The sequence below is a fragment of the Streptomyces sp. NPDC001393 genome, from assembly GCF_053597455.1.
Genome location: NZ_JBSFIH010000010.1, coordinates 79540 through 91933, shown reverse-complemented (window position 1 = coordinate 91933; position 12394 = coordinate 79540). Strand labels below are relative to the sequence as shown.

At 70.8% G+C, this 12394-nt stretch carries 7 protein-coding genes and 1 pseudogene; 3 read left to right on the top strand and 5 right to left on the bottom strand.

Features of this window, described 5'->3' with window-relative positions:
• Positions 1-2: 2 nt before the first annotated feature.
• The 4 genes from ACWC2T_RS14385 to ACWC2T_RS14370 form a co-directional block, all read right to left on the bottom strand.
• Complete coding sequence (locus ACWC2T_RS14385) at positions 3-941, bottom strand: branched-chain amino acid ABC transporter permease (protein WP_450670677.1); 939 nt, start codon at positions 939-941, stop codon at positions 3-5.
• A 109-nt stretch (positions 942-1050) separates the two neighbouring features.
• The gene (locus tag ACWC2T_RS14380) at positions 1051-2274 is read right to left on the bottom strand and encodes a branched-chain amino acid ABC transporter substrate-binding protein (protein WP_450670676.1); all 1224 of its coding nucleotides are present in this window, start codon (positions 2272-2274) and stop codon (positions 1051-1053) included.
• 674 nt (positions 2275-2948) lie between these two features.
• Positions 2949-3440 (bottom strand): hotdog fold thioesterase, encoded by a 492-nt coding sequence (locus ACWC2T_RS14375; protein WP_450670675.1) that lies wholly within the window; start codon positions 3438-3440, stop codon positions 2949-2951.
• A gap of 60 nt (positions 3441-3500) precedes the next feature.
• The gene (locus ACWC2T_RS14370) at positions 3501-5813 is read right to left on the bottom strand and encodes an FdhF/YdeP family oxidoreductase (protein ID WP_450670674.1); all 2313 of its coding nucleotides are present in this window, start codon (positions 5811-5813) and stop codon (positions 3501-3503) included.
• A gap of 181 nt (positions 5814-5994) precedes the next feature.
• On the opposite strand from ACWC2T_RS14370, the gene polA reads away from it, so the two are divergent.
• The gene (polA, locus tag ACWC2T_RS14365; RefSeq protein WP_450670673.1) at positions 5995-8721 is read left to right on the top strand and encodes a DNA polymerase I; all 2727 of its coding nucleotides are present in this window, start codon (positions 5995-5997) and stop codon (positions 8719-8721) included.
• A 738-nt stretch (positions 8722-9459) separates the two neighbouring features.
• Here polA and ACWC2T_RS14360 read toward each other — a convergent pair.
• A pseudogene (locus tag ACWC2T_RS14360) lies at positions 9460-10118 on the bottom strand (DUF4184 family protein).
• Positions 10119-10370: 252 nt separating this feature from the next.
• Here ACWC2T_RS14360 and ACWC2T_RS14355 point away from each other — a divergent pair.
• Together ACWC2T_RS14355 and ACWC2T_RS14350 are read left to right on the top strand one after the other, a co-directional pair.
• The gene (locus ACWC2T_RS14355; RefSeq protein ID WP_450670672.1) at positions 10371-12101 is read left to right on the top strand and encodes a lytic murein transglycosylase; all 1731 of its coding nucleotides are present in this window, start codon (positions 10371-10373) and stop codon (positions 12099-12101) included.
• A gap of 158 nt (positions 12102-12259) precedes the next feature.
• On the top strand, positions 12260-12394 hold the full coding sequence (locus ACWC2T_RS14350; protein ID WP_450670671.1) for an SPW_0924 family protein: 135 nt from the start codon (positions 12260-12262) through the stop codon (positions 12392-12394).

Sequence of the window (12394 nt, the reverse complement as noted above, 5' to 3'; positions counted from 1 at the left end):
GCTCACGCCCTGTCCGCGACGCGTTCGCCGAGCAGGCCCTGTGGCCTGAAGAGGAGTACGAGAATCAGGAGGACGAAGGCCCATACCGGGGCCCAGCTGCCGCCGCCGAGTTGGTGCATGCCGGGGACGTCGGCGATGTAGGCGGTGGCCATGGCCTCGGCGAGGCCGAGGACGAGGCCGCCGAGCATGGCGCCGTAGATGTTGCCGATGCCGCCGAGGACGGCCGCGGTGAATGCTTTGAGGCCGGCGAGGAAGCCCATGTCGTAGGAGACGGAGCCGTACTTGAGGCCGTAGGAGACACCGGCGACGGCCGCGAAGAAGCCGCCGATCGCGAAGGCGATGACGATGATGCGGTTGGTGTCGATGCCCATGAGCTGGGCGGTGTCCGGGTCCTGGGCGGTGGCCTGCATGGCGCGGCCGGTGCGGGAGAGCCGGACGAAGAAGGCGAGGACGGCCATGCACACGGGGGCGGCGATGATCAGGAAGATGTCACCGCTCTGTACGGTAACGGAGCCGAGGTGCAGGGGGCCGAACGGCAACTGCGGGAAGACGCGGGCGGATTTGGCGTCGCCGCCGACGTGGTACCAGTTGAAGACTGCTTGCTGCAGCGCGAGCGACAGGCCGATCGCGGTGATGAGCGGGGCGAGGCGGGGCGCGCCGCGCAGGGGGCGGTAGGCGAAGCGTTCGGCGCCGACGGCGATGAGCACGGCGACCAGTGCACCGCCGATCAGCATCGCCGGCAGGGCTATCCACATGGATATGCCGTCCGGCAGGGCGAGGTAGACCGTGAGGGCGCCGAAGCCTCCGGTCATGAAGATCTCGCCGTGGGCGAAGTTGATGAGCTGGACGATGCCGTACACCATCGTGTAGCCGATGGCGATCAGCCCGTACATCGAGCCGAGGAACAGCCCGTTGGCCAGCTGCTGCGGCAGGGTGTTCACCGCATGGCCTCCATGTGGTGGGGAGAGTCAAGGGGGCGGTAGAAGGCGGGCCGCGCGGTGACGGTGGTCTGCGCCGCGCGGCCCTGGTGAGGCGATGTGCTCCGGTGGCTTACTTGGGGCTGGCCGTTCCGCTCTTGACGGACTTCCACTCGCCGTTCTTGACCTGGTAGACGGTCAGCTGCTTGTTCGTGGTGTCGCCGTACTCGTCGAAGGAGATCTTGCCGGAGATGCCGTCGAAGGAGGTCTTCTGGACGGCGTCGACGATCTGGGAGCGGGCGTCGGACGGAATCTTGCCGTCCTTCACGACCTGGCCGACGGCCTTGATGATGGCGGTGGCGGCGTCGTAGGCGTAGGAGCCGTAAGTGCCGTAGTCGCCGGGGTACTTCTTGGCCTTGTAGGTGGCGACGAAGTCCTTGGCGGCGGGCAGGGTGTCGACGGGGACGCCGATGGAGGTGGCCAGGTCGCCCTCGGCGGCCTTGCCGGCGGTCTTGATGTAGGTCGGGGTGAACATGCCGTCACCGCCGAACAGCGGGATCTTGGCGCCGGCGTCCTTGAGCTGCTTGGTCAGCACCTCGGACTCGTCGTACTGGCCGCCGTAGTAGAGCAGGTCGGCACCCGAATTCTTGATCTTGGTGACCAGGGTGGAGAAGTCACGGTCGCCGGTGTTGACGTGGTCGGTGCCGATGACCTTGCCGCCCTGCTTGGTGAACTGCTCCGAAAAGATCTTGGAGAGGCCCGCGCCGTAGGTCTGCTTGTCGTCGACGACGAATGCCTTCTTCGCGTGGACGCCGTTGTAGGCGTAGTCCGCCGCGTAGGCGCCCTGCAGGGCGTCGGTGGTGGCGGTGCGGAAGTATGTCTTGAACGGGCGGGACTTGCTGGTCTGCCAGTTCTTGCCCTGGGTGAGCTCGGGGTTGGTGTTGGACGGGGAGATCTCCACCAGGTTGGCGGTGGCGAAGACCTGCTGCATCTGCGTGGCCACACCGGAGTTGAGCGGGCCGACGACGCCGAGGACGCTCTTGTCGGAGACGAGCTGGGTGGCGTTCTGCTGGCCGGTGGCGGGAATCGCCTTGTCGTCCAGGGGCTTGATCTGGAAGGTGACGCCCGGGACCGTCTTGTTCTTGTTGGCGTCGTCGACGGCGATCTGCGCGCCGTACTGAATACCCAGGCCCGTCGCGGAGTTCTGGCCGGTCAGCGGAGCGTCGACGCCGATCGTGACGGTTACGTTGCCACTGCCGCCGCCCTTGCTGTCGTTGTTTCGGGAGCCGCAAGCGGTGAGAGTCAGAGCTCCGGTGGTCAGCACGGAGGTAAGAATCACCAGAGAACGCTGTCGCACTATTGATCCTTTCCGCAGGCACGTTCCGTCCCTTGCGGGGGACGGTGGGTGCCGGCCGGTACCGAACTCCCTATGGAGCGGTGACTGGCGGTGACTCTAAGCGGGTGTGACGAACGTGGAGGAGTGCTTGACCAAGGCTGTGACGCTCTTGTTATGACACGAGGTAATGCAGAGCGGTACAGCGTGGGGGGAAAGCAGGAATTCGGCCCGATTCACCCCGTCCGCATTCTGAGAACCTGCAGGCCTTGCCGTCATAAGTTCAGGCGTCTCAGGGGTTTTGGTGATTACGCGACACTGTTGTCGCGGGCGACTCGCGGGGGCGCCGAGTGGTGTTGCGCATGGGGGCGCGGAAGTCGGCGTATGAATGTGCATTGCAAACACATTACGCAGCGTTACGCGCGGGAAAAGGCAGGCGCGGCTGGAATGTGAGGCGCCGGAACTTCTTCCGTTTCCGCGCCGGGGTGCGGCCGCCGCGTGACGGGCGGCCGGAGGGTGGTACGTGGTGCGCCACGGCGCCGCGGGTGGGGCGCGTACGTGGTGCCGGGGCGGCCGGCCGCCAGGCCCGCCGGGTGGGCTCCGGCGGTCCTGGCGGTTCGTCAATTCAACGGCTCAATCGGCCTGTTGTCAGTCCGCAGTCGAGGTCCGCGCCCGGCCGGCCTCGCCGGGCGCTGTCGTCAGGCGCCGGTGCCCCGGCCGCGCGTGGCGTCGTCCTTGCCCATGTCCCGCAGCAGGCAGGTCAGCCGGGCGCTGCACACCCGGCGGCCCTCCTCGTCGCTGATCACGATCTCGTAGGTCGCCGTCGAACGGCCCCGGTGCACCGGAGTGGCCACACCGGTCACCAGGCCCGAGCGGACCCCGCGGTGGTGCGTGCAGTTCAGGTCCACGCCTACGGCGATCTTCGAGCTGCCGCCGTGCAGCATGGAGCCGACCGAGCCGAGCGTCTCGGCCAGCACCGCGGAGGCGCCGCCGTGCAGCAGGCCGTACGGCTGGGTGTTGCCCTCCACCGGCATCGTCCCGACGACCTTCTCCGCCGAGGCCTCCAGGATCTGCACGCCCATCCGGGTACCGAGATGCCCGGCCGAGAACAGGGCGGGCAGGTCGACACCGAGCGCCGCGTACTCGTCGATGACCTCCTGCGGGAATTTCACCTGCTGCTGCTCGCCCATGGGCCCGGCTCCTTCGTCGTACCGCTGTCTGCGGCGGCTGTCTCCTGGCTGAGCAAACGCTCAGTCGGTCGCCGATTGTTCCAGACGGCCCTCCGCGCCGGGGGTGTGACCTTCGAGACGTACGACCACGGACTTGCTGGCCGGGGTGTTGCTGGTGTCGGCGGTCGCGTCGAGCGGGACCAGCACGTTCGTCTCCGGGTAGTACGCCGCCGCGCATCCCCGGGTCGTCGGGTAGTGCACCACCCGGAAACCGGGCGCCCGCCGCTCCACACCGTCCTTCCACTCGCTCACCAGGTCGACGTACGACCCCTCGGCGAACCCGAGCGCCCGCGCGTCCTCGGGATGCACGAGCACCACCCGGCGGCCGCCCGTGATGCCCCGGTAGCGGTCGTCCAGGCCGTAGATCGTGGTGTTGTACTGGTCGTGCGAGCGCAGGGTCTGCAACAGCAGCCGGCCCTCGGGCAGTTCGGGGTACTCCACCGGCGCCGCCGTGAAGTTCGCCCTGCCCGTGGCGGTCGGGAAGCGGCGCTCGTCGCGCGGCGCGTGCGGCAGAGTGAAGCCGCCCGGCCGGGCCACGCGCGCGTTGAAGTCCGCGAAACCGGGGACCACGCGCGCGATGCGGTCACGGATCGTGGCGTAGTCCTTCTCGAACTCCTCCCACGGCACGACGCTGCCCTCGCCGAGCACACGGCGCGCGAGGCCGCAGATGATCGCGGGCTCGGACTTCAGCTGCGGGCTCGCCGGCGCCAGCCGCCCACGCGAGGCGTGCACCATGCCCATCGAGTCCTCGACGGTCACGAACTGCTCGCCGCTCGCCTGCAGATCCCGCTCGGTGCGGCCCAGCGTGGGCAGGATCAGCGCCCGTGCGCCCGTGACCACGTGCGAGCGGTTGAGCTTGGTCGACACGTGCACCGTCAGCCGCGCGCGCCGCATCGCGGCCTCGGTGACCTCGGTGTCGGGGGAGGCGGAGACGAAGTTGCCGCCCATGGCGAAGAACACCTTCGCCTCGCCGTCGCGCAGCGCGCGGATGGCCCGTACGACGTCGAAGCCGTGCTCGCGCGGTGGCGCGAACCCGAACTCCTTCTCCAGCGCGTCCAGGAAGGCCGGCGCCGGCCGCTCGAAGATGCCCATCGTGCGGTCGCCCTGCACGTTCGAGTGCCCGCGCACCGGGCACACACCCGCGCCCGGCCGGCCGATGTTGCCGCGCAGCAGCAGGAAGTTGACGACCTCACGGATGGTCGGGACGGCGTGCTTGTGCTGGGTGAGGCCCATGGCCCAGCAGACGATGGTGCGCTTCGAGGCGAGCGCCATGCCGAGGGCCTGCTCGATCTCCGCGCGCGTGAGGCCCGTCGCCTTCAGGGTCTCGTCCCAGTCGGCGGCGCGGGCGGCCGCGGCGAACTCCTCGAAGCCGTGGGTGTGTTCGCGGACGAACTCCTCGTCGACCGCGCCGTCCGTCTCCAGGATCAGCTTGTTGAGGAGCCGGAACAGGGCCTGGTCCCCGCCGATGCGGATCTGCAGGAACAGATCGGTGAGCGCGGCGCCCCTGAGCATGCCCTTGGGAGTCTGCGGGTTCTTGAAGCGCTCCAGGCCCGCCTCGGGCAGCGGATTGACGCTGATGATCCGTGCGCCGTTCGCCTTGGCCTTCTCCAGCGCGGAGAGCATGCGCGGATGGTTCGTCCCCGGGTTCTGCCCCGCGACGATGATCAGGTCGGCCTTGTGGAGGTCCTCCAGCAGGACGCTGCCCTTGCCGATGCCGATCGTCTCGCTGAGCGCCGAACCGGACGACTCGTGGCACATGTTGGAGCAGTCCGGCAGGTTGTTCGTGCCCAGCTCGCGCGCGAAGAGCTGGTACAGGAACGCGGCCTCGTTGCTGGTGCGGCCCGAGGTGTAGAAGACGGCCTCGTCGGCGGAGGAGAGGGCGGTGATCTCCTCGGCGACGATGTCGAAGGCGCGCTCCCAACTCACCGGCTCGTAGTGCGTGCCGCCCTCGGGCAGATACATGGGATGTGTGAGCCGCCCCTGCTGTCCCAGCCAGTACCCGCTCCTCGCTGCCAGGTCGGCGACGGAGTGCGCGGCGAAGAACTCCGGGGTGACCCGGCGCAGGGTGGCCTCCTCGGCCACCGCCTTCGCGCCGTTCTCGCAGAACTCCGCCTTGTGCCGGTGGTCCGGCTCCGGCCAGGCGCAGCCCGGGCAGTCGAACCCGTCCTTCTGGTTCACCCGCAGCAGGGTCAGCGCCGTGCGCCGCACACCCATCTGCTGCTGGGCGATGCGCAGCGTGTGCCCGATGGCGGGCAGCCCCGCGGCCGCGTGCTGGGGCTCCGCGACCTGCGGCGCGTCCTGGACCGGATCACCCTTGGGCGGCTTCGTCGCCATCGCACGCTCCCCTTCGACTGCGTGTGACAAGTACGGTGCCGATCCTCCCACGGGGGACTGACAGCCGTGCCCGGCGGGCGCATGAGAACACCGGCACGCTGAGTGACCGGGGGAAACCCTGCGCAGCCCCACTCCCCGGTCCCGGACCGGACTGTCAGTGCGGCGTGGCAGGATCGGGGACGTGGCAGAGACAGCATCGAAGCAGACCGACAAGACCCCCGGCGGCACCCGTCCCCGGCTGATGCTCATGGACGGGCACTCGCTGGCCTACCGCGCGTTCTTCGCGCTGCCCGCGGAGAACTTCACGACCGCGACCGGCCAGCCGACGAACGCGATCTACGGCTTCGCGTCGATGCTGGCCAACACCCTGCGTGACGAGGCGCCCACGCACTTCGCCGTGGCCTTCGACGTCTCACGCAGGACCTGGCGCTCCGAGCGGTTCACCGAGTACAAGGCGAACCGCTCCAAGAGCCCGGACGAGTTCAAGGGCCAGGTCGAGCTGATCGGCGAGCTCCTCGACGCGATGCACGCCCCGCGCTTCGCCGTCGAAGGCTTCGAGGCGGACGACGTCATCGCCACCCTCGCCACCCAGGCCGAGGCCGAGGGCTTCGAGGTGCTGATCGTCACCGGCGACCGCGACTCCTTCCAGCTGGTGACCGACAACATCACCGTGCTCTACCCGACCAAGGGCGTCTCGGAGCTGACCCGGTTCACCCCGGAGAAGGTTTTCGAGAAGTACGGCTTGACGCCCGCCCAGTACCCGGACTTCGCGGCCCTGCGCGGCGACCCGTCCGACAACCTCCCTGGCATCCCCGGCGTCGGCGAGAAGACCGCGGCGAAGTGGATCAACCAGTTCGGCTCGTTCGCGGAGCTGGTCGAGCGCGTCGGCGAGGTCAAGGGCAAGGCCGGGCAGAACCTCCGCGACCACCTGGAGTCGGTCAAGCTCAACCGGGTCCTCACCGAGCTGGAGCGCCAGGTCGAGCTGCCCAAGGCGGTGACCGACCTGGAGCGGGCCGCGTACGACCGCAAGGCCGTCGCGATGGTCCTGGACACCCTGGAGATCCGCAACCCGTCCCTGCGCGAGCGTCTCTTCGCCGTCGACCCCGGCGCCGAGGAGGCCGAGGCCACGCCGATCGCCACCGACGGAGTGGAGCTGGACGGCAAGATCCTGCGCACCGGCGAGCTGGCCCCCTGGCTCGCCGAGCACGGCGCCGAGACCCTGGGCGTCGCCACCGTCGACACCTGGGCCCTGGGTGCCGGCTCGGTCGCCGAGGTCGCCCTGGCCGCGGCCGGGGGAGCGGCAGCCTGGTTCGACCCGGCCGAGCTGGACGAAGCCGACGAGAACGCGTTCGCGGCCTGGCTGGCCGACGTCGGCCGCGCCAAGGTGTTCCACAACGCCAAGGGCGCCATGCGCGTCTTCGCCGAGCACGGCTGGTCCGTCGAGGGCGTGACCATGGACACCGCGCTCGCCGCCTACCTGGTCAAGCCGGGCCGCCGCTCCTTCGACCTGGACGCGCTGTCGATGGAGTACCTGCACCGCGAGCTGGCGCCCGCCGCCGCGGCCGACGGCCAGCTGGCCTTCGGCACCGACGAGGACGCCGAGGCCGACGCCCTGATGATCAAGGCCCGCGCGGTCCTCGACCTCGGCGAGGCCTTCGGAACCCGCCTGGAGGAGGTCGGCGCGGCGGACCTGCTCCGCGACATGGAGCTGCCCACCTCCGCCCTGCTCGCCCGCATGGAGCGCCACGGCATCGCGGCCGACCGCGCGCACCTGGAGGCGATGGAGCAGACGTTCGCGGGCGCCGTGCAGCAGGCCGTGAAGGAGGCCCACGCGGCCGCCGGCCACGAGTTCAACCTGGGCTCGCCCAAGCAGCTCCAGGAGGTCCTCTTCGGCGAGCTGGCCCTGCCGAAGACGAAGAAGACCAAGACCGGCTACACCACGGACGCCGACGCCCTGGCCTGGCTCGCCACCCAGACCGACAACGAACTGCCGGTGATCATGCTCCGCCACCGTGAGCAGGCGAAGCTGCGGGTCACGGTCGAGGGCCTGATCAAGACGATCGCGGGCGACGGCCGGATCCACACCACGTTCAACCAGACGGTGGCCGCGACCGGCCGCCTGTCCTCCACCGACCCGAACCTCCAGAACATCCCGGTGCGCACGGACGAGGGCAGGGCGATCCGCCGCGGCTTCGTGGTCGGCGAGGGCTTCGAGTCCCTGATGACCGCCGACTACAGCCAGATCGAGCTGCGCGTGATGGCCCACCTCTCCGAGGACGAGGGCCTGATCCAGGCGTTCACCTCCGGGGAGGACCTGCACACCACGGCCGCCTCCCAGGTGTTCGGCGTCGAGCCCGGCGCGGTGGACGCGGAGATGCGCCGCAAGATCAAGGCGATGTCGTACGGCCTGGCCTACGGCCTCTCCGCCTTCGGCCTGTCCCAGCAGCTGAACATCGAGGCGGCCGAGGCACGCGCGCTCATGGACGCGTACTTCGAGCGCTTCGGCGGCGTCCGGGACTACCTCCGCCGGGCGGTCGACGAGGCACGGGCCACGGGCTACACGGCCACCCTCTTCGGCCGCCGCCGCTACCTCCCCGACCTCAACAGCGACAACCGCCAGCGCCGCGAGGCCGCCGAGCGCATGGCCCTCAACGCGCCCATCCAGGGCACGGCCGCCGACATCGTCAAGATCGCCATGCTCAAGGTGGACAGCGCCCTGCGGGCGGCGGACCTGAAGTCCCGCATGCTCCTGCAGGTCCACGACGAAATCGTCCTGGAGATCGCCCCCGGCGAGCGCGCGGCCGCCGAGCAGATCGTCCGCCGCGAAATGTCCGACGCCGTCCACCTCCGGGCCCCCCTGGACGTCTCGGTCGGCGTCGGCCCCGACTGGGAGTCGGCAGCACACTAGCCGGCGGCGCTCGGCGGAGGGGCCGCTGCAACCGCCCTCAGCTGCAACGCCCCTCCGCGGCGCCGGCTCCGCGCAACGGCCTGTCCGCCCTCAGCGGCGCCGCCGACCAGCCCGGCACCTTGAAAACGCCGTCCCCCTCATCCCGCCGCAACGGCGCCCAGCCCCACGGCGCAACCCGGCGGCGCCGAACCCACCGCACGCCCCCAACCCACCGCACCCGACCGGATCCGAAGCCACCGCCCCCAAACCCACCGCATCCCGACCCCCCGCATCCCCGCCGCCCACCCTCCCCACCAGCACAATGACCCGGCGCCCACACGGAGCACGTCGGTCGAGCCCCGGAGGGCACCGTCACTCACGTGGCCCCCGCCAAAACGCCCCCGACCCCCCACAGCCGCAAAACTGCGGGCATGGGTATACGCATGCTTCACCGCCGGACGCCCGAGGCAGACACCCGGGCCTGGGCGGACGCCGCCTCGGCGCAGGCCATGCCCGCCTCGCCGGTCCCGGCCCTCGCGGCCGACGCAAGCACCGCCCGCATCCCCGCCGACCTGAGCGCGACCGTCCGCAGGGCCGCCACCAACCTCCGGCACAGACTCGCCGGCCTGACCGCCCCCATGGACCGCGCCCCCGACTGGCGCCAGTGGGCCGACCTCGCCCGCGGCTACCTCGCCCTCGCGCTCAGCGCGTTCCCGAGACCCCGCCCGCGGCGCACCCTCACGGTCTTCGTCGCGTCCCTCACCGACCGACCGGCCGCCCCCGACCCGCATCGACCACGCCACCGGGATCACCGGGACCATCAGGACCATCGGGATCACCGGGATCACGGAGAGTCCCCGAACCGTCCGGAACCGGGCCCCGACGCCACACCCTGACCCCGACGGCGTACAGCACCAGCCCCAGGACGAGCCCGGCGCCCACCCCGAAGCACGGGGCGGGTACCAGATCCCACGGCCGCTCCGGCGCCCCCGTGAGCGCCCACCAGCGCGCCGCCCGCTGCACCGCCCTGGCCGCCGCACAGCCGCCGATCACCGCACCGGCCCACCACCGGCCCCGCACCGACAGCACGGGCACCCCCACCGCCGCCCCGCCCGGCGCACACCGCAGCGCACGCACGGCGAACAGCGTGATCACGACCGCGCCCCCCACGGACGAGTCGTACTGCAGCAAGGAGAACAGCGGCACCCCCGCCACCCGGTCCCGCCCGATGGCCGGAACCAGTCGCGTCCCCACCGCCCCACCGTGACGACGTGGACTCGCGCGCGTGGCGCACCGCAGCCCAGCAGCGCGGGCAACGGTTCGCGGACGAGCAGCCACAGTCCCACCAGCGTCCAGGAGATGAGCACGTCGACGGTGAGGACTCCCGCGAACGCGTGCGTGACCGCACCGAATTCCATGCCACCCGCGCCGGGGCCGTTCGGGACAACAAAAGTCGGCCAACCGGTGAAAACGGACCTGAACGGGTCCCGACCCAAAGCAAGTTGTCATAGGGTCGCCTGCGGCGTGCCCTGCCGGCCGTCCGATCGCACGCGCGTCGCACAGAGGGAAGGGCGCCACAGAGGCAACCGGAACACCGGGTCGACCGTCACACCAGTGCGAGGCAGGCAGACGGAGACGGACGCACGAAGTCCACAGGAGGGGTTCACTCGATGGCGGCGCATTTCGGAAGGCGGCTGCGCAAGGGGGCGGCGACCACGGCCGTGGCCGCGGCGGCGGTCGCGGCACTGTCCGCTTCCCAGGCTCCGGGACTGCCCGGCGAGGACCACGGCAGGCAGACGGCGGCCGGCGCCTCCGCCCCCGTACCCGGCGCGACCTCCGATGGCAACGCCACCGGCAACTCGCCGTACTACACGGACCTGCCGCCCCTGAACAGCCCCAACCCCAGCCCCTCGCCGAGCGCCACCGGCACCCCCGTCGCCCAGGGCGACGCCGAGGCCGGCATCCCGGCGACCGTCCTCGACGCCTACAAGAAGGCCGAGGCCGAACTGCGTTCGGCCAAGCCCGGCTGCAACCTGCCCTGGCAGTTGCTCGCCGCGATCGGCCAGGTCGAGTCGGGCCAGGCAGAGGGCGGCCGGGTCGACGCGAACGGCACCACGATCGGCCGGATCCTGGGCCCGGCCCTCGACGGCAACGGCTTCGCGCTCATCAAGGACACCGACCACGGCGTCTACGACGGCAACTCCGAGTACGACCAGGCCGTCGGCCCCATGCAGTTCATCCCGTCGACCTGGGCCTGGGCCGGCCGCGACGGCAACGGCGACGGCAAGAAGGACCCGAACAACGTCTACGACGCCGCCCTCGCCGCCGGCCACTACCTGTGCCGCAACGGCTGGGACCTCTCGCGCGAGGACGACCTGCACAGCGCGATCCTCAGCTACAACGACTCGCAGGACTACCTGAACACCGTCCTGTCGTGGCTGGAGTACTACCGCAAGGGCACCCACTCCGTACCCGACGGCACCGGCAGTGTGCCCACCCACCGCAGCGACGACGGCACCCCGCGCGCCAAGTCCCAGAACCACTCGAAGCCGTCGAGGACCAAACCCGGCCCGAAGCCGGATCCCAAGCCCAGCACGCCCGGCGGCGGCAGCGGCAGCCCCAGCCCGACCCCGCCGAAGCCGCCCGCCCCGCCGACGCCCTCGCCGACCCCCACCGACACCGTGGACCACCTGGCGGACGCGGGCACGGCCAAGCTCACCGCGATGGCCGGGCACGCCTTCACCGGACAGATCGGCACCCGCGCCGAGACCAAGGCCGGCAAGGCCGTCGCCAAGGTCAGGATCCGGTTCACCATCACCGGGGACACCGACGCCACCTTCGCCGGCGGCGAGACCGTGGCCACGGTCGCCACCGACGCCAAGGGCGTCGCCCTCGCACCGGCGCTCCAGGCGGGCGAGAAGACCGGCGACTTCAAGGTCATGGCCACCGTCGTGGGCCGCACGGTCACGGGCCTCGCCTACCCGGCCACCGTCACCGAGCGCGCCGCCGACACCCTGGCGCGCACCAGCGACACCCCGCTGACCTGCACCCCGGGCGGCGAGTTCGCCGACCAGGTCCAGGTGAAGGCGACGTACAAGGGCGCCGTCGCGGACAAGGTCGCGGCCACCGCCACCCTGGTCAAGTCCGACACCGACGCCACCGAGAACGACAAGGGCCCGTACTTCAAGGACGCCGACGGCAAGCCCGTACGCACCCTCACCGGCCTCCAGACGGACGCCAAGGGCCTGCTGACCCTCCCGAAGCTGTACGCGGACGACACCACCGGTACCTTCCTGCTCCGCATCACCACCACCGGCGGCGCGACGCTCACCGTCGAGCTCAAGGTCGCCGCCGACTCCTCGGCGAGCCCCTCCCCGTCCCCGAGCCCGTCCGCCTCCTGACACCACCCGAACCGGCAGGGCGCCCTCCCCACCGGTGGGGAGGGCGCCCTGGTTCGTGCGTGCACCGATGTTCTCATCTCACCCGCCCGTTGCTACGGTGCCGAACCTGACGACCCATCAGGAGCCGTCAGGGCACAACCGTCCGCCGGGAGGCCCGTATGCGCGCCCTGATCGCCGCCGCGACCGGTCTCGCCCTCGCGTTCGCCCTGGTCCTGGCGATGACCGCCATGGGTGCGCCGACGGGCCGGACATCCCCCAAGCCGCTGCTGACGACGGTGCCCGCGCACCCCTAG

Bases quoted from the DNA above. Each gene is read 5' to 3' on its own strand.
- ACWC2T_RS14375 (WP_450670675.1), bottom strand. From the start codon at position 3,440: ATGGGCGAGCAGCAGCAGGTGAAATTCCCGCAGGAGGTCATCGACGAG.
- ACWC2T_RS14370 (WP_450670674.1), bottom strand. From the start codon at position 5,813: ATGGCGACGAAGCCGCCCAAGGGTGATCCGGTCCAGGACGCGCCGCAG.
- ACWC2T_RS14355 (WP_450670672.1), top strand. From the start codon at position 10,371: ATGGCGGCGCATTTCGGAAGGCGGCTGCGCAAGGGGGCGGCGACCACG.
- ACWC2T_RS14350 (WP_450670671.1), top strand. From the start codon at position 12,260: ATGCGCGCCCTGATCGCCGCCGCGACCGGTCTCGCCCTCGCGTTCGCC.